The following is a 17,465-nucleotide window of genomic DNA, read 5'->3' as shown; positions in this document are numbered from 1 at the left end:
CGCAATCGCGCGGAACGTTACCGTATCGCGATCAGATGACCACTTCGACGCTCTCGCCGGGTGCTTTACCTGACACCCGTTCGGATTCGAGCGCCTGCTGAAGGATGATCACAGCGGCTGCCTGGTCGATGACGGAGCGGCCCTTCTTGGATTTCACGCCCGAGGCGCGCAGTCCCTGGCTGGCCGTCACGGTCGTCATCCGCTCGTCCACCAGGCGGACCGGGATCGGCGCGATGCCCTTGGCCAGCTCCTGGGCGAAGGCCCTGACCTTCACCGCGGCCGGGCCCTCGCCCCCCTTGAGGGAGCGAGGGAGTCCGACGACGACCTCGATCGGTTCGTACTCCTCCACCAGCTGCCGCAGCCGGCGGTGGGCGGCCGGGACGTCCCGGCCCGGGACCGTCTCCACCGGAGTGGCGAGGATCCCGTCGGGGTCGCACGAGGCGACCCCGATCCGGGCGTCCCCGACGTCGATCGCGAGTCGACGGCCTCTGCGCATCGTCACTTCGCGGTGTCCGTGACCAGCCGCTCGACGGCCTCGACGGCCTCGCCGATCGCCGCCGGGTTCTGGCCGCCGCCCTGCGCGACGTCCGGCTTGCCGCCACCGCCGCCGCCGAGGGTCTTCGCGGCCGTACGGACCAGGTCGCCGGCCTTGAGGCCGCGCTCGCGGGCGGCCTCGTTGGTGGCGATGACCGTCAGCGGCTTGCCGTTGGCCACCGTGAAGAGCGCGACCACGGCAGCGCGTCCGCCCTGGATGCGGCCGCGCACGTCGAGGACCAGCTTGCGCAGGTCGTCGGCGGTGGTGCCGTCCGGGACCTGACCGGTCACCACGGCGATTCCGCGTACGTCCTTGGCGGACTCGGCGAGACCGGCCGCGGCCTGGAGGACCTTCTCCGCGCGGAACTTCTCGATCTCCTTCTCGGCGTCCTTCAGCTTGCCGAGCATCGCGGAGACCTTCTCCGGCAGCTCCTCCGGGCGGCCCTTGATCAGCTCCTGGAGCTGGGCGACGACCGTGTGCTCACGGGCGAGGAAGTTGTAGGCGTCCACGCCGACGAGGGCCTCGATACGGCGGACACCCGAGCCGATCGACGACTCGCCCAGCAGCTTGACCAGGCCGAGCTGCGAGGTGTTGTGGACGTGGGTGCCGCCGCACAGCTCCTTGGAGAAGTCGCCGATGGTGACGACACGGACCCGCTCGCCGTACTTCTCGCCGAACTCGGCGATGGCGCCCTGCTTCTTGGCCTCGTCGAGGCTCAGGATCTCGGCGTGCACGTCGAGGTCGCGGGCGAGGACCTCGTTGATCTTCTGCTCGACGTCGGTCATCACGGCCGTCGGAACGGCGGACGGCGAGCCGAAGTCGAAGCGGAAGCGGCCGGGCTGGTTCTCGGAACCGGCCTGGGCGGCCGTCGGGCCGAGCGCGTCGCGCAGGGCCTGGTGGGTGAGGTGGGTGGCCGAGTGGGCGCGGGCGATGGCCGTACGGCGGCGGGCGTCGATCGAGGCGTGCGCCTTGGCACCCACGGTGACCTCGCCGAACTGGACGACACCCTTGTGGACGTAGACGCCCGGGACCGGCTTCTGGCAGTCGCGGATCTCGATGACGGCACCGGAGTCGACCTTGATCTTGCCGGTGTCGCCGATCTGGCCGCCGCCCTCGGCGTAGAACGGGGTGCGGTCGAGGACGATCTCGACCTCGTCGCCCTCGGTCGCGGCCGGGGAGGAGGCGCCGTCGACGAGGATGCCGACGATCGTGGACTCGCCCTCGGTGTCCGCGTAGCCGATGAACTCGGTCTCGCCGGTCTTGTCCGCGATCTCGCGGTAGGCGCCGGCACCGGCGTGGCCGGTCTTCTTGGCCTGGGCGTCGGCCTTGGCGCGCTCCCGCTGCTCCTTCATCAGGCGCCGGAAGCCGTCCTCATCCACGGAGAGGCCCTGCTCGGCGGCCATCTCCAGGGTGAGGTCGATCGGGAAGCCCCAGGTGTCGTGGAGCAGGAACGCCTTGTCGCCGGCGAGGACCGTGCCACCGGAGGCCTTGGTCTCGGTGACGGCGGTGTCGAGGATGTTGGTGCCGGCCTTGAGCGTCTTGAGGAAGGCGTTCTCCTCGGCGAGGGCGACCTTCTCGATGCGCTCGCGGTCGGTGACGAGCTCGGGGTACTGCTGGCCCATCATCTCCAGGACGGTGTCGATGAGTTCCTTGACGACCGGTCCGGTGGCACCGAGGAGGCGCATGTTGCGGATGGCGCGGCGCATGATGCGGCGCAGGACGTAGCCGCGGCCCTCGTTGCCGGGGGTGACGCCGTCGCCGATGAGCATCACCGACGTACGCATGTGGTCGGTGACCACGCGCAGGGAGACGTCCGAGTCGTGGGCGTCGCCGTACTCGACACCGGTGAGCTCGGTGGCCTTCTTGATGACGGCCATGGAGGTGTCGATCTCGTACATGTTCTGCACGCCTTGCAGAATCATGGCGAGCCGCTCCAGGCCGAGGCCCGTGTCGATGTTCTTGCTCGGCAGGTCCCCGAGGATCTCGAAGTTGTCCTTGCCGGTGCCCTCGCCGCGCTCGTACTGCATGAAGACGAGGTTCCAGAACTCCACGTACCGCTCGTCGTTGACGGCGGGGCCGCCCTCGACGCCGAACTCGGGGCCGCGGTCGTAGTTGATCTCGGAGCAGGGGCCGCAGGGTCCGGGGACGCCCATGGACCAGAAGTTGTCCTTCATGCCGAGGCGCTGGATGCGCTCCTTGGGCACGCCGACGACGTCGTGCCAGATGCGCTCTGCCTCGTCGTCGTCCTGGTAGACGGTGATCCACAGGCGCTCGGGGTCGAGGCCGTAACCGCCCTTGTCCTGGGAGCTGGTGAGCAGCTCCCAGGCCATCGTGATGGCGCCTTCCTTGAAGTAGTCGCCGAAGGAGAAGTTGCCGCACATCTGGAAGAACGTGCCGTGGCGCGTGGTCTTGCCGACCTCTTCGATGTCGGGCGTGCGCACGCACTTCTGGACGCTGGTGGCGCGCGCGTACGGCGGCTTGACCTCACCCAGGAAGTAGGGCTTGAAGGGCACCATGCCCGCGGGGACGAGGAGCAGAGTCGGGTCGTCCGCGATGAGCGACGCCGAAGGGACGACGGTGTGACCGCGCTCCTCGAAGAAGCTCAGCCAGCGGCGGCGGATCTCGGCCGACTCCATCAGTGGTCCTCGTTTCGGTTGTACGGGTACGTCTGGTACGTCGATCCCTCGACGTACTTGGGGTTGTTGCGGTTCTCGATGGCGGCGTACCGCCGGGGCGCGGGGAGTTCGGGGTCGACCGGGGCGTTCAGCCCCAGCGCGTCGCCGAGTTCGGCCTCCCGCTGGGCCATGTTGTCGCGGACGTCGAGCGCGAAGCCCACCGCGCGGTCCTTGATGCGGTGACCGGCCTCGAGAGCCTTGTTCGCCGCGGAGGCGGCGAGGCTCTCGGGGGTCAGCTGCCTCAGCTTGCGGTTGACTTTGGTGGTGGCCCACACACCGGCGGCGACGCCCGTGCTGAACCAGAACGTACGGCGGAACATCGCTGGTCTCAGTCCTTCTTCCGCTTGCTCCGTCGTGACGCCGGAACGGTGCGGCCCACGATCACGGTACGCCGGGGCGCCTTCTCGGGCACGTCGTCCTTGCGGCCGCTGATCGCCCGGCGCACGCCGTACCCGAAGGCCGCGACCTTGACGAGGGGGCCGCCGAAGGTGGAGGCGACGGTGGTGGACAGCGCGGAGGCGTTGGAGGTGACCTCCTGGACGTCCGAGGCGATCGCGTCCACCCGGTCGATCTGGGTCTGCGCGGAGCGCACCGCGGAGGAGGCGTCCGCCAGGAGCGGGACGGCCTGGTCGGTCACGTCCGCCACCAGCTTGGTGGTCGCCCTGAGCGTCTGGGCCAGCCTCGCCAGCGCGACGGCGAGGAAGGAGACCAGGATCGCCCAGAAGACGGCCACCAGGATCCCGGCCACCTCGCCACCGGACACTGCGCACCCGCTCCCGTATACGTGCCTGAACATCGAAAAAGTCGTGAGCCGAGCCTATCGCGCCGCGGCCGGGGCTCCGCACCGGATTACCGTCCGCGCGCGGGCCGCGTCGCGCGAAGCAATTGTTCCGAGTTGCGCGGAGCGATTGTACGGACTGAACACGGTTCAGTACGCTCCGTGTTCTATGCGTGACGATCGGCTCTGCGACGGCAATCTCCCCCTCGAACCGGACGCGTTCGTGGGCCGCTCGACCGAACTCGCCGAACTGTCCCGGTTGCTGGAGCACTCCCGGCTGGTGACCGTGACCGGCCCCGGCGGCATCGGAAAGTCCCGCCTCGCGGCGCGGGCGGCGCTCGGCACGGGGGCGTGGCGGGTGGAGCTGGCGCCGGTGCGTGATCCGGAGTTCGTCGACTACGCGGTCGTCGAGGCGTTCGGGCTGACGGACCACACCACGCGGCTGCCGCGCGAGACGCTCCTCGCGCACCTGACCGAGCCGGGGCGTGAACTCCTGCTGATTCTCGACGGGTTCGAGCATCTGGTGGACGCGTGCGCGGAGCTGGTCACCGATCTGCTGAGCCGGGTGCCGGGCCTCAGAGTGCTGGCCGTGGGCCGCAGACCGCTGTCCGTCGCGGGCGAGCGGGTGTTCGCGCTGGAGCCGCTCGCGCCGGACGAGGCCGTGGAGCTGTTCGTGGACCGGGCCGTCCGGCAGGGCGTGTCCGCGGCGGCCGATCCCGACGTACGGGAGCTGTGCCGACGCCTGGACGGGATCCCGCTCGCCGTCGAGCTGGCGGCCGGGCGGCTGCGGGCGCTGTCGCCGGGTCAGTTGCTGGAGCGGCTCGACGACCGGTTCCGGCTGCTGACCGGCGGCGGGCGGGACGCGCTGCCGCGGCATCGGACGCTGCGCACGGCGATCGGCTGGAGCCATGAGCTGTGCACGCCTCAGGAACGGCTGCTGTGGTCGCGGCTCTCGGTGTTCGCCGGGCCCTTCGACCTGGAGGCCGTGGAGTACGTGTGCGTCGGCAACGGACTGGCCGAGCAGGACGTCCTCGACGTACTGACGGAACTGCTCGCGCAGTCCGTGGTCGGGCGGGAGGAGACCGCGACGGGGGTGCGCTACCGGATGCTGGACACGGTCCGGGCGTACGGCGCCGACTGGCTGGAGGCGACCGGGGACGCGGCCCGGCTGCGGCGGCGGCACCGCGACTGGTATCTGGGCCTGGCGACCTGGTGCGAGCTGGACTGGTTCTCGCCGCGGCAGGCCGAGGTGGCCGCCCGGGTCGAGGCGGAGCTGCCGAATCTGCGGGACGCCCTGGACCACTGTCTGGCCGACCCGGACGAGGCGCACCTGGGCCAGTACCTCGCGGGTTCGCTGTGGTTCTACTGGGCCGGGTGCGGGCGCCTCTCGGAGGGCCGGCACTGGCTGGAGCAGGCCGTGCGGCTGGAGTCCGACAACGAGCTGTCGCGGCTGAAGGCCCTGTGGGTGCTCGGCTATGTGGCCATCCTCCAGGGCGATCACGTGCCCGCGCTGGCCGCGCTCCACGAGTGCCGTGAGGAGGCGGAGCTGTCCGCGAACCCCACGGCGGTGGCGTACGCCGAGCACCGCACCGGCTGTCTGGCCCTGGTCACCGACGACATGCCGCGCGCGGAGACCCTGCTGCGTTCGGCGCTGGAGCGCTACCGGGACATCGGCGAGCTCAACAGCAACGTCCTGATGGGCCAGGTCGAGCTGGCGATGACCCGGGCCTTCCAGGGCGATCTCCCGGAGGCGGTACGGCTGTGCCAGGACGTGCGCCGGGTCTGCGAGGACCACGGGGAGCGCTGGACCAGGTCGTACGCGCTGTACGTCCTGGCGTACGCGGCCTGGAGCAAGGGCGAGCTCAGGGCGGCGCGCGAGCTGCTGACCGACTGCCTGGGCGCCGCCCACGCCTTCCACGATCTGCTCGGCTCGGTGCTGTCGATCGAACTGCTGGCCCTGATCACGGCGGCCGAGGGCGACCCCGCCGAGGCCGCGGTGCTGCAGGGCGCGGCGGCCGCGATGTGGCCCTCGGTCGGTCTGCCGCTGTTCGGCTCCGCCTACTACAACGCCCCGCACGAGCTGTGCGAGGCGATGGCCCGGGAGGGCCTGGGCGACGAGCGGTACGAGGAGTGCGTACGGGCCGGGGGCCGGCTCGGCCGGGAGGCGGCCGTGGCTCGGGCGCTGGGGCGGCCGCTGGAGGCGCTGCCCTCGCCGCGCGGTCCGGCACGGCACACGCAGGGTGCCGTCGCCATGCAGGAACCCGCCGCCTCGCCCACCCGGAAGGGCGGGGAGACGGCGGGCTGAGGTGGTGCGTGTACTACCGCCTGCTGGTGATCAGCGGGCGTAGTACTCGACGACGAGCTGCTCGTCGCAGATCACCGGGATCTCCTTGCGGTTCGGCTCACGGTCCAGGCGGAACGCCAGGGCCTTGAGGTTCACCTGGAGGTAGCGCGGGGTCTCACCCTCGGGGGCGAAGCCGCCCTCACGGGCGATGGAGAAGAGGGTCTTCTCACGGCTGCGCTCGCGGACCATCACGACGTCGTCGGGACGGACGCGGAACGACGGCTTGTCGACCTTGCCGCCGTTGACCTCGATGTGGCCGTGGACGACCATCTGGCGGGCCTGGTAGATCGTGCGGGCGATGCCCGAACGCAGGACCAGCGCGTCGAGACGGCGCTCGAGCTCGATGATCAGGGCCTCACCGGTCTTGCCCTGAACCTTGGAGGCACGCTCGTAGGCGCGGACGAGCTGACGCTCGGACACGTCGTACTGCGCACGCAGACGCTGCTTCTCCAGCAGACGGACCTTGTAGTCCGAGTTCTGCTTGCGGCCGCGGCCGTGCTCACCCGGCGGGTAGGGACGGGCCTCGAAGTACTTGACGGCCTTCGGGGTCAGCGCGATGCCGAGGGCACGCGACTTCTTGACCTTGGGGCGGGACTGGTTCGCCACAATCTCTCATTTCTCAGTGTTCGGCTTGTCAGGGTTGTGGGAGGTCGCATCCGCAGCCGGGGAAACCCGCCTGGTCCGTTGCCGGGCCCGGTGGGCAGCCGCTCCCTGGTCTGGGCACATACGTGCAGCACGCGAGTGACCCACCGACCGTTCTCCCCAGATGGCGAGTGGTGGTGGGTTGCCCGCGACACCAATCGAACGGTGCGCGACGCTCCTGGAGCCGGTTTGAGGACGGGGTCCTTTGACTGGCTCCGGCTGACCGTCCCGTTCTGACAGCACGGGACACAGCACTTCGAGGGATTCTACAGGGCGCTCAGGACCGCTTGCGACCGAGGTGGTTCCTGGTCCACTCCACGGCGTCCGCGTACCGCGCCTCGGCGCCGTGCCTGGTCGGCGCGTAGTACTCGCGGTCCTTGAGGGCGTCCGGGGCGTACTGCTGCTCGGCGATGCCCTCGGGCAGGTCGTGCGGGTAGACATACCCCTGCGCGTGGCCGAGCTTGGCGGCGCCCTTGTAGTGCCCGTCGCGCAGATGCGGCGGCACGGACCCGGCCAGTCCCTTGCGTACGTCCTCCATGGCGGCGCCGATCGCCATCGTCGCGGCGTTGGACTTGGGGGCGAGCGCGAGGGCGATGGTGGCGTGGCTGAGGGTGAGGGCGGCCTCGGGAAAGCCGATCATGGCGACGGCCTGGGCGGCGGCGACCGCTATCGGGAGGGCGTTGGGGTCGGCGAGGCCGATGTCCTCGCTCGCGGAGATCATCAGGCGGCGGGCGATGAAGCGGGGGTCCTCGCCGGCCTCGATCATGCGGGCCAGGTAGTGCAGGGCGGCGTCGACGTCGGAGCCCCTGATCGACTTGATGAGGGCGCTGGCGACGTCGTAGTGCTGGTCGCCGTCGCGGTCGTACTTCACCGCCGCGCGGTCGACCGTCTCCTCCAGCGTGGTGAGGGAGATCTCCGCCTCGCCCTTGTCGAGCGCGGCCCCGGCGGCGGCCTCCAGGGCGGTCAGGGCGCGGCGGGCGTCGCCGCCGGCGATCCGCAGGAAGTGGTCCTCGGTGTCCTCGGGGAGGGTGACGGCGTCCTTGAGGCCGCGCTCGTCGCTCAGCGCACGCTTCAGCAGCCCTCGGACGTCGTCGTCGGTGAGGGGTTCGAGGGTGAGCAGCAGGGACCGGGAGAGCAGCGGGGAGATCACCGAGAAGTACGGGTTCTCGGTGGTCGCCGCGATCAGGGTCACCCAGCGGTTCTCGACGGCTGGGAGAAGGGAGTCCTGCTGGGCCTTGCTGAAGCGGTGGATCTCGTCGAGGAAGAGGACGGTCTCCTTGCCGTACCCGCCGGTGGCGCGGCGGGCGCCGTCGATGACCGCGCGGACCTCCTTGACGCCCGCGGTGATCGCCGACAGTTCGACGAAGCGCTTGTTGGTGGCTTTGGACACGACATAGGCGAGGGTCGTCTTGCCGGTGCCGGGCGGGCCCCACAGGATCACCGAGGACGGTCCGGCGGGGCCGCCCGCGCCCTCGCCGACCAGGCGGCGCAGGGGCGAGCCGGGCTTCAGCAGATGCTGCTGGCCCACCACCTCGTCGAGGGTGCGCGGGCGCATCCGCACCGCCAGGGGACTCCCCGCGGGGTCTTTCTCCTGGCGTTCTTCTGCGGCTGCGGTGAACAGGTCGGGCTCCACGTCCAAAACCCTAGTTCACGGCACTGACAATCCGGCCGGGCCCTTGGCAGGCCCGGGGATCAGCTGGTCCAGAAGTCCCACCAGCGGGTCAGGATCAGCATGCCGATGATCCCGATGTGCAGGACCGGCAGGACCCAGGTGAACTCGCCGAAGAAGCTCTTCAGCCAGCGCGGGGCGGGGAGGAAGCCGTTGCGCACGTTGAACGACGTCACATACCAGAACATGATGATCGTCGCGACCCAGGCCAGGGAGCACCACAGGCACAGCGCGTTGATGCGGTACAGCGACTGGAACATCAGCCAGGCGCAGAAGGAGACGCCGAAGAGGGTGCCGGCGTTGAAGGTCAGCCAGTACCAGCGCGGGAAGCGGGCGCGGGCCAGCAGGCTCATGCCGACGCAGATGACGATGCCGTAGGCGACGAGACCGAGCATCGGGTTGGGGAACCCGAAGGCGGCGGCCTGCTTGGACTCCATGACGCTGCCGCAGGAGACGACGGGGTTCAGGCTGCACCCGGGGGTGAAGGACTTGCCCTCGACCTTGGCCTCGAGGAGCTTGAACTTGTCGATCGTGATGACCCACGCGGCGAGCAGCCCCGCCGCGCCGGTGAGCAGCAGCATGATGGCGAAGGCGCGGCTGCCGCCCACCGACCGCGGCTCGGGGGCCGCGCGATCCGGCTCGGGCTCGGTGGAGACGTCTTTGACTGTGGTCTTGCTCATCACGCCGATTCCGTCTGCTTGAGAGTTGGACCTTCTTCGGGCAGGGGCCATTGTGCCGTACACGCGGCCGTGTCCACCGTTCGGTGGACATAAGGAAGTACGGCTGGTCGTCCCTGAGCGTTCGGTTCCGGCCGAGTCTCGAAGGCATGACAACACACGCGAACGAACTCGCGGTGGACGTACGGGGGCTGCGCAAGCAGTACGGCGACGTGACCGCGGTCGACGGTATCGATCTCGGCATCGGCCGGGGCGAGGTGTTCGGCCTGCTGGGGCCCAATGGCGCGGGCAAGAGCACGACGGTGGAGATCCTCCAGGGCAACCGGAGCCGGGACGCGGGCGAGGTCCGGGTGCTCGGTTCGGATCCGGCGAGCGGCACGCGTGCGTGGCGTTCACGGGTCGGAATCGTCTGGCAGGACGAATCGGCGCCCGCCGAGTTGACGGTCCGCGAGACCGTACGGCACTTCGCCCGCTACTACCCGAGGCCGCGCGACCCGGAGGAGGTCATCGGTCTGGTGGGTCTTGAGGCGAAGGCGGGCAGCCGGATCAAGGCCCTGTCGGGCGGCCAGCGGCGCCGCCTCGACGTGGCGCTGGGCGTGATCGGCGACCCCGAACTCCTGCTCCTGGACGAACCGACGACGGGCTTCGACCCGGCGGCCCGCCGCCAGTTCTGGGACCTCATCCGCACCCTCTCCGACGAGGGCACCACCATCCTCCTCACCACGCACTACCTGGAGGAGGCCGAGGCGCTGGCCGACCGGCTCGCCGTGGTGACGGCGGGCAAGATCGTCGCCGAGGGCCGCCCGGCCGCCCTCAGGGAGCGGTACGGCACCGAGGCCACCGTCGAGTGGACCGAACCGGACGGCGTCCCGCGCACCGAACGGACGGCCACCCCGACCCGCACGGTCGCCGAGCTCACGCACCGCTTCGACGGCGAGATCCCGGGCCTGCGGGTGAGCCGCCCCACGCTGGAGGACGTCTACCTCCGGCTGACCGGACAGGAGGACGCCCGATGACCACGACCACGACCGCCGTACGACCGCGCGCGGACGCGGCCGCCGAGCGCCTGCCCGGCGCCTTCGGCATCGGCCTCCAGCAAGGGGCGCTGGAACTCAAGCAGTTCTTCCGCCAGCGCGACCAGGTCGTCTTCACCTTCGCCTTCCCGGTCGTCTTCCTGTTCCTCTTCGCCTCGATCTTCAGCGACGACGTCGAGGGCGCCGGCATCACCGCCTCGCAGCTCTACGTCCCCGCGATGATGGCCGCCGGCATCATGTCGACGAGCTTCCAGTCCCTCGGCATCTCGATCGCCATCGAACGCGACGAGAAGGTGCTGCGCAGGCTGCGGGGCACACCGATGCCACCGGCCTCGTACTTCCTCGGGAAGATCTGGCTGGTTCTGGTCACCGGCCTGATGGAGACGGCGATCCTGCTGCTCGTCGGCACGACGCTGTACGACGTCGATCTCCCCTCGGACGCCACGCACTGGTTCCACTTCGCCTGGATCTTCGTCCTCGGCCTCACCGCGTGCGCCCTGCTCGGCATCGCGATCAGCTCGATCCCGAAGTCCGGCAAGAGCGCGACCTCGGTCGTCGTACTCCCCTTCCTGGTCCTCCAGTTCATCTCCGGGGTGTACATCGCGATCGACACCATCCCCGGCTGGATGCTGAACATCGGCGCCCTGTTCCCGCTGAAGTGGATGTGCCAGGGGCTGCGCGGGGTGTTCCTGCCGGACTCTGCGCGGGTGCTGGAACAGGCCGGTGACTGGGAGTTCGGGCGCATCGCCCTGGTCCTGGCGGCCTGGTGCGTCGGAGGATTGGCGCTGTGTCTGCTGACCTTCCGGTGGAAGAACCGGCGCGACGGATGAGGATCCCCGCGGGGCTCGTCGGCGCGTACACCTGGGACCGCTCGTTCCGGCTCTGGGACACGTACTTCGCGCTGATCTGGCTGGCCACCCTGGTGTTCGTGCTCGGCGCGAACTTCCCGGGGTGGCCGGTCCGGCTCTCGACCGCGGCACTGCTGGTGCCGCTGATCCCGCTGTACGTCCTGGTCGGCCGCCCCATCCTGTGCGGTGACCCGCCGGACGAGCGGCGGGCGCTCGGCTATCTGACGGGGGCGCTGGCGCTGTTCCTGCCGTCGGCGGTGCTGGTCGGCGAGACGAGGCTGATGACGTTCGCACTGGTCCCGCAGTGCTTCATGACGCTGCGGCTGCGGTGGGCGTTCGTGGCGGTGGCCGTGATCAACCTCGCGCCGGTGCTCGGCTGGGCGCTGCTGTGGCGGCCCGGGGACGAGGCCGTGTTCTTCAACTCGGTGTTCGCGGTGGTCACCTTCGTCTTCTCCGTCGCCATCGGCAGCTGGATCATCCGGATCATCGAGCAGAGCCAGGAGCGGGCCGAGCTGATCGCGGAGCTGGACGCGAGCCGGCACGAGGTGTCGCGGCTGTCGACGGCACACGGGGCGCTGGCGGAACGGGAGCGGATGGCGAGGGAGATCCACGACACCCTCGCCCAGGGCTTCACGAGCCTGCTGATGCTGATCCAGGCGGTGGAGGCCGAACTGGAGACCGATGTCGCGCAGGCCCGCCGGCACCTGTGCCTGATGGACGAGACGGCCCGCCAGAACCTCGCCGAGGCCCGTGCCCTGGTCGCCGGCGGAGCGCCCGCCGACCTGGACGGCGCCTCGCTGCCCGACGCACTGCGCAGGCTCGCCGCCCGCCACGACGCCGCCCTGGAGGTGACCGGCCCCGTACGCGCGCTGCCCGCAGGGCCCGAGGTCGTGGCCCTGCGCGCCTGCCAGGAGGCACTGTCCAACGCCCGCAAGCACGCCGGGAGTTCGACGACCGTGGGCATCGCGGTGACGTACGCCGACGAGTCGCTCACCGTGTCCGTGCGGGACGACGGCGACGGCTTCGATCCGGCGTCCCTGACCGACGGCTACGGTCTGGCGGGACTGCGTGCGCGGGCCGCCGAGGTGGGCGGCACGACCGAGATACGCAGCGCGCCGGGCGCGGGCACCACGGTGACCGTCCGGCTGCCGGTACCTGGGAGCACTTCATGATCCGGATCATTCTGGCCGACGACCATCCCGTCGTACGGGAAGGCCTGCGCGCGATGCTGAGCGCCGAGCCGGACCTGGACGTGGTCGCCGACGCGGCCAACGGCCCCCAGGCCGAGGCACTGGCCGCGGAACTCCGCCCCGACATCGTGCTGATGGACCTGCGGATGCCGGGCGGCGGAGGCGTGGACTCCATCGAGCGGATGGCCGCGGCCGGTCTGCGCTGCCGGGTGATCGTCCTGACGACGTACGAGACGGACCGGGACATCCTGCGCGCCGTGGAGGCCGGCGCCGCCGGCTACCTGCTCAAAGACCTGCCCCGCGCGGAACTGGCCGAGGCGGTACGGGCCGCCGCACGCGGCGAGACGGTACTGGCACCCTCGGTGGCGGCAAGGCTGGTGGACCAGCTGCGGACCAAACCGGAGCGACCGCGGCTGTCGGACCGGGAGACGGCGGTACTGCGGCTGGTGGCCGAGGGCTGCACGAACGCGGAGATCGGACGCCGGCTCTACATCGGGGAGTCGACCGTGAAGACCCATCTGCTGCGCGTCTTCGGCAAGTTGGGAGTGGACGACCGGACGGCGGCAGTGACGAGCGCGATGCGGTACGGGCTGCTGGACCAGTGACCGGGGCGCCAGGAGTCGGTTCCTGGCGCCCCGGTCCCGTCAGCCGAGCCGGGCCTCCAGCTCCGCCACGATCTCGTTGACGCCGATCGCCGTCTGCTCGCCGGACTCCATGTCCTTGAGCTGGACGACGCCCTCCGTCAAGTCACGCTCGCCCAGGACGAGGGCGTAGCGCGCGCCGGATCGGTTGGCCGCCTTCATCGCCGCCTTCAGCCCCTTCGCGCCGTACGAGAAGTCCGCCGCGATACCCACCTTGCGCAGCTCGGTCACCTTGGCGAACAGGAGCCGGCGGGCCTCCTCGCCGAGCGGGACCGCGAAGACGCTGGTCGTGGAGGGGAGTTCGAGCTCGACGCCCTCCGCCTCCAGGGCGAGGACCGTGCGGTCGACGCCGAGGGCCCAGCCGACGGACGGCAGCGCGGGGCCGCCGATCATCTCGGACAGGCCGTCGTAGCGGCCGCCGCCGCCCACCGCGGACTGGGAGCCCAGACCGTCGTGGACGAACTCGAAGGTCGTACGGGTGTAGTAGTCCAGGCCGCGGACCAGCTTGGCGTCGTCCTCGAAGGCCACGCCCGCCGCGGTGATCAGCTCACGGACCTCCTCGTGGTACGCCTTGCAGGCGTCGCAGAGGTAGTCGCGCAGGAGCGGGGCACCCCCGAGCTGCTTCTGGACCGCCTCGCGCTTGTCGTCCAGGACGCGCAGCGGGTTGATCTCCGCGCGGCGCAGCGTCTCCTCGTCGAGGTCGAGCCCGCGGAGGAAGTTCTGCAGCGCCTCCCGGTACACCGGACGGCACTCCTTGTCGCCCAGGCTGTTGAGCAGGATGCGGAAGTTCCGCAGGCCCAGCGAGCGGTACGCCTGGTCGGCCAGGATGATCAGCTCGGCGTCCAGCGCCGGGTCCTCGGCACCGATCGCCTCGGCGCCGACCTGGGAGAAGTGGCGGTAACGGCCCTTCTGGGGGCGCTCGTAGCGGTAGTACGAGCCGGAGTACCAGAGCTTGACGGGGAGGTTGCCCGCCTTGTGCAGGTTGGCCTCCAGCGCCGCGCGCAGCACGGACGCCGTGCCCTCGGGGCGCAGGGCGAGCCGGTCGCCGCCCTTGGTCTCGAAGGCGTACATCTCCTTGGTCACGATGTCGGTGGACTCACCGACACCGCGCGCGAAGAGCTCCACGCTCTCGAAGCCGGGCGTCTCGATGTAGCCGTAGCCGGAATTACGCAGCGGAGCCGCGATCGCCTCGCGGACCGCCAGGAACTTGGCGCTGTCCGGCGGGATCAGGTCGTACGTGCCCTTGGGGGCCTTGAAGGTGCTCACGGAAGGTCTCGTCACATTCCTCGTCGGGGAGCCTCAGCGGCTCCCTGGCCGGCCGCCACCTGTCGCAGATATGCGTTGGTGGCGCGCTCCTGGCCGATGGTCGTCTGGGGGCCGTGGCCGGACAGCACCACGGTCGAGTCGTCGAGCGGCAGGCACACGCGGGCCAGCGAGTCGAGCATCTCGGCCATGTCACCGCCGGGCAGGTCGGTGCGTCCGATGGAGCCGGCGAAGAGCAGATCCCCGGAGAAGAAGACCGACGGGATCTCGGTCGTCTCGGGCATCTGGAAGGTCACCGACCCCTTGGTATGGCCCGGCGCGTGCGCGACGGAGAACTCCAGCCCGGCGAGCGCGAGCCGCGCGCCGTCGGTGAGTTCCTTCACGTCGTCCGGCTCCCCCACGGTCAGCTCGCCCATGAGCGGCATCCCGATCGAGCGGCCGAGCGCCTTCTCCGGGTCGGCCAGCATGTACCGGTCCTCGGGGTGGATCCACGCCGGTACGTCGTGCGCGCCGCACACCGGGACGACCGAGGCCACATGGTCGATGTGGCCGTGGGTGAGGACGACGGCGACGGGCTTGAGCCGATGCTTCTTCAGCGCCTCTTCGACTCCCTGGGCGGCCTGGTGGCCCGGGTCGATGATCACGCACTCCTCACCGGCGGCGGGGGCGACGAGATAACAGTTCGTCCCCCAGGCCCCGGCGGGGAACCCGGCAATGAGCACGATCGTCCTTCGTTGTGTCGATAAGGGTGGGCTTAAAAAACGGCTGCGCCTGTGGTCAGAGCCTACCGGCGCTGCCGTTTCCTCAGCGAACCCATATACGGTACGGGGCACACGCACGCGGTCGGCTCATAGGACGCAGGCGTCCCAGCAGTCGTACGAGACGCATGAGGAGAGAACCCGGTGGTCACCCAGGAACAGCGGAAGCGGCAGCTCGCCCGGGAGAAGTTCTTGCGGCAGCAGCAGCGGCGCACGGCCGCGCGGCGCAAGGCCCGCATGCGCAACTCCGTGATCGCGTCGGTGCTCGGCGTGATCCTGGTGGGCAGCGTGGCGCTCTACACGACGGGCGTCATGAAGGGCGACGGCGACGACAAGGCCGACGCGAGCACGTCGGCGCAGCCCACCCCGAGTGCGGTCGCCGACCCGTGCAAGAAGGCCGAGTCGGGCAAGGTCAAGACGGCGACCTGGAAGAAGGAGCCGTCCCTCACGATCGACAAGTCGGCCAAGTACACGATGAAGCTGGCGACGACGTGCGGTGACATCGACATAGCGCTCAAGACGGCCGCGGCCCCGCACACCGTGAACTCGTTCAACTTCCTTGCCGCGAAGGGCTACTTCGACCACACGAAGTGCCACCGGCTCACCACCAACGGCATCTACGTGCTCCAGTGCGGTGACCCGACGGGCTCCGGCAGCGGCGGGCCGGGCTACACCATCCCGGACGAGAACCTCAAGGACAAGAGCCTCAAGGGCGACACCTACCCGGCGGGCACGGTCGCGATGGCGAACCAGTTCAACTCCTCCACGGGCGAGGGCAAGAACACCGGCGGCAGCCAGTTCTTCCTCGTCTACCAGGACAGTCCGCTGCCGGCCAACTACACACCGTTCGGTACTGTTTCCGAGTCCGGTATGACGGTCCTGAAGAAGATCGCCGCCGCGGGTGAGAGCACCGGAGCCGGTGATGGTGCGCCGAACGCGACGGTCGTGATCAACAAGGCGACTGTCACCAAATCCTGACCGCCAACTGCGAAATTTCGGTCGCGCGGGATGCGGACAGGCAACCCGCCGGTCGCCTATGTTGGCCGTGACGAAACTGTGGACGATGCCCGGGGGCACTGAGGCCCCTTGCAGGCATCATGTGGAGGAGGCGCTGTGAGCAGCGACCCGTGGGGCCGCGTCGACGAGACGGGGACCGTGTACGTGCGTACGGCCGATGGCGAGCAGGTCGTCGGTTCCTGGCAGGCCGGCTCCCCTGAGGAGGCGCTGGCCTACTTCGAGCGCAAGTACGAGGGCCTGGTTGTCGAGATCGGCCTCCTCGAGAAGCGAGTCAAGACCACCGATCTGTCGGCGAAGGACGCGCAGGTCGCCATCGATCACATCCGCGAGCAGGTGGACGCCCACCACGCGGTCGGCGACCTGGACGCCCTGAAGGTGCGTCTCGACAAGCTCGTGGAGACCGTCGACAAGCGGCGCGAGGAGCGCAAGCAGCAGCGCGCGAAGCAGTCCGACGAGGCGCGGCACGCCAAGGAGGCGCTGGTCGTCGAGGCGGAGGAGCTGGCGCAGTCCGACCAGTGGCGGGCGGCCGGTGAGCGGCTGCGGGCCCTGGTGGACACCTGGAAGGGTCTGCCGCGGCTCGACCGCAAGTCCGACGACGAGCTGTGGCACCGCTTCTCGCACGCGCGGTCGGCGTTCTCCAAGCGTCGCAAGGCGCACTTCGCGTCCCTGGACGCGCAGCGCGAGGAGGCCCGTAAGACCAAGGAGCGACTGGTCTCCGAGGCCGAGGCGCTGTCCGACTCCACCGACTGGGGTCCGACGGCCGCCCGCTACCGCGAGCTGATGGCGGAGTGGAAGGCCGCGGGCCGCGCCCAGCGCGAGCACGAGGACGATCTGTGGAACCGCTTCCGCGGCGCCCAGGACGTCTTCTTCGCGGCCCGCAGCTCGGTCTTCGCCGAGCGCGACGCCGAGCAGACGGAGAACCTGAAGCTCAAGGAGGAGCTGGCCGAGGAGGCCGAGAAGATCCTCCCGGTCACCGACCTGAAGGCGGCGCGTTCCGCGTTCCGGCAGATCAACGAGCGCTGGGAGGCCATCGGCCACGTCCCGCGCGACGCGCGTCCCAAGGTCGAGGGCCGGATGCACGCCGTCGAGCGGGCCATCCAGGAGGCCGAGGAGGCCGAGTGGCGCCGGACCAACCCGGAGGCACGCGCGCGTGCCGCGGGCCTCACCGGTCAGCTCCAGGACGCCGTGGCCAAGCTCCAGGGCCAGATCGAGCAGGCGCGCGCCCAGGGCAACAACGCCCGCGCCGACAAGCTGGAGCGTGAGCTGGAGGGCCGCCAGGCGCTGCTGGACCAGGCTCTGAAGGGTCTGGAGGAGTTCGGCGGCTGACAGCCGTATGAGCTGATACGACGAGAGGGGCCCCGTACTTCGTGTACGGGGCCCCTCTCGTCGTATGC

General features: G+C 70.1%; 16 protein-coding genes. 7 read left to right on the top strand and 9 right to left on the bottom strand.

Annotated features, from left to right (window positions below):
- Nucleotides 1-31 precede the first annotated feature (31 nt).
- Genes ruvX through ABZ928_RS25650 form a run of 4 tightly spaced genes read right to left on the bottom strand, consistent with a single transcriptional unit; the run spans nt 32 to nt 3,973 of the window.
- A complete protein-coding gene (gene ruvX, locus ABZ928_RS25665) occupies nt 32-496 on the bottom strand; it encodes a Holliday junction resolvase RuvX (RefSeq protein ID WP_059196728.1) in 465 nt (154 codons plus the stop codon).
- A 2-nt stretch (nt 497-498) separates the two neighbouring features.
- On the bottom strand, nt 499-3,171 hold the full coding sequence (alaS, locus tag ABZ928_RS25660) for an alanine--tRNA ligase (protein ID WP_361523289.1): 2,673 nt from the start codon (nt 3,169-3,171) through the stop codon (nt 499-501).
- Entirely contained in the window at nt 3,171-3,530 is a 360-nt protein-coding gene (locus tag ABZ928_RS25655) for a hypothetical protein (RefSeq protein ID WP_361523286.1), read from the bottom strand. Before ABZ928_RS25655 ends, alaS begins: the two co-directional genes overlap by 1 nt.
- Nucleotides 3,531-3,538: 8 nt before the next feature.
- Nucleotides 3,539-3,973, bottom strand: coding sequence for a DUF948 domain-containing protein (locus tag ABZ928_RS25650; RefSeq protein WP_361523283.1), 435 nt, complete (start codon nt 3,971-3,973; stop codon nt 3,539-3,541).
- A gap of 184 nt (nt 3,974-4,157) precedes the next feature.
- Between ABZ928_RS25650 and ABZ928_RS25645 the strand changes: the two genes are divergently transcribed.
- A complete protein-coding gene (locus ABZ928_RS25645; protein WP_361523280.1) occupies nt 4,158-6,293 on the top strand; it encodes a regulator in 2,136 nt (711 codons plus the stop codon).
- Between the two features lie 30 nt (nt 6,294-6,323).
- Here the strand turns inward: ABZ928_RS25645 and rpsD are convergent, their stop codons facing one another.
- The 3 genes from rpsD to ABZ928_RS25630 all read right to left on the bottom strand — a co-directional run bounded on the left by rpsD (nt 6,324) and on the right by ABZ928_RS25630 (nt 9,323).
- A complete protein-coding gene (gene rpsD / locus ABZ928_RS25640; RefSeq protein WP_030053239.1) occupies nt 6,324-6,938 on the bottom strand; it encodes a 30S ribosomal protein S4 in 615 nt (204 codons plus the stop codon).
- 313 nt (nt 6,939-7,251) lie between these two features.
- Nucleotides 7,252-8,607: a replication-associated recombination protein A gene (locus tag ABZ928_RS25635; RefSeq protein WP_361523277.1), complete on the bottom strand. Its 1,356-nt coding sequence runs from the start codon at nt 8,605-8,607 to the stop codon at nt 7,252-7,254.
- A gap of 59 nt (nt 8,608-8,666) precedes the next feature.
- Nucleotides 8,667-9,323 carry a vitamin K epoxide reductase family protein gene (locus ABZ928_RS25630; protein WP_361523274.1) on the bottom strand — a complete coding sequence of 219 codons (657 nt, stop codon included), beginning with the start codon at nt 9,321-9,323 and terminating at the stop codon, nt 8,667-8,669.
- Nucleotides 9,324-9,469: 146 nt separating this feature from the next.
- Here ABZ928_RS25630 and ABZ928_RS25625 point away from each other — a divergent pair, with 146 nt between their 5' ends.
- Genes ABZ928_RS25625 through ABZ928_RS25610 form a run of 4 tightly spaced genes read left to right on the top strand, consistent with a single transcriptional unit; the run spans nt 9,470 to nt 12,997 of the window.
- Nucleotides 9,470-10,336 (top strand): ABC transporter ATP-binding protein, encoded by an 867-nt coding sequence (locus tag ABZ928_RS25625; protein ID WP_361523272.1) that lies wholly within the window; start codon nt 9,470-9,472, stop codon nt 10,334-10,336.
- The gene (locus ABZ928_RS25620) at nt 10,333-11,184 is read left to right on the top strand and encodes an ABC transporter permease (protein ID WP_361523269.1); all 852 of its coding nucleotides are present in this window, start codon (nt 10,333-10,335) and stop codon (nt 11,182-11,184) included. The genes ABZ928_RS25625 and ABZ928_RS25620 overlap by 4 nt, the downstream gene beginning before the upstream one ends.
- Nucleotides 11,181-12,374: a sensor histidine kinase gene (locus ABZ928_RS25615; protein ID WP_361523266.1), complete on the top strand. Its 1,194-nt coding sequence runs from the start codon at nt 11,181-11,183 to the stop codon at nt 12,372-12,374. The genes ABZ928_RS25620 and ABZ928_RS25615 overlap by 4 nt, the downstream gene beginning before the upstream one ends.
- Nucleotides 12,371-12,997: a response regulator transcription factor gene (locus ABZ928_RS25610; RefSeq protein ID WP_361523263.1), complete on the top strand. Its 627-nt coding sequence runs from the start codon at nt 12,371-12,373 to the stop codon at nt 12,995-12,997. Before ABZ928_RS25615 ends, ABZ928_RS25610 begins: the two co-directional genes overlap by 4 nt.
- Nucleotides 12,998-13,036: 39 nt before the next feature.
- Here ABZ928_RS25610 and hisS read toward each other — a convergent pair whose 3' ends face one another.
- Together hisS and ABZ928_RS25600 are read right to left on the bottom strand one after the other, a co-directional pair.
- Complete coding sequence (hisS, locus tag ABZ928_RS25605) at nt 13,037-14,299, bottom strand: histidine--tRNA ligase (RefSeq protein ID WP_361523260.1); 1,263 nt, start codon at nt 14,297-14,299, stop codon at nt 13,037-13,039.
- 11 nt (nt 14,300-14,310) lie between these two features.
- Nucleotides 14,311-15,018 (bottom strand): MBL fold metallo-hydrolase, encoded by a 708-nt coding sequence (locus ABZ928_RS25600; RefSeq protein ID WP_361523257.1) that lies wholly within the window; start codon nt 15,016-15,018, stop codon nt 14,311-14,313.
- 180 nt (nt 15,019-15,198) lie between these two features.
- On the opposite strand from ABZ928_RS25600, the gene ABZ928_RS25595 reads away from it, so the two are divergent.
- On the top strand, nt 15,199-16,032 hold the full coding sequence (locus ABZ928_RS25595; RefSeq protein ID WP_361523254.1) for a peptidylprolyl isomerase: 834 nt from the start codon (nt 15,199-15,201) through the stop codon (nt 16,030-16,032).
- A 135-nt stretch (nt 16,033-16,167) separates the two neighbouring features.
- Nucleotides 16,168-17,397, top strand: coding sequence for a DUF349 domain-containing protein (locus ABZ928_RS25590; RefSeq protein ID WP_361523251.1), 1,230 nt, complete (start codon nt 16,168-16,170; stop codon nt 17,395-17,397).
- The last annotated feature ends 68 nt before the right edge of the window (nt 17,398-17,465 follow it).

Source organism: Streptomyces sp. NPDC046909 (assembly GCF_040644695.1).
Lineage (GTDB): Bacteria > Actinomycetota > Actinomycetes > Streptomycetales > Streptomycetaceae > Streptomyces.
The sequence above is the reverse complement of the archived record's forward strand: the minus strand, read 5'-3'. Positions and strand labels throughout refer to the sequence as shown.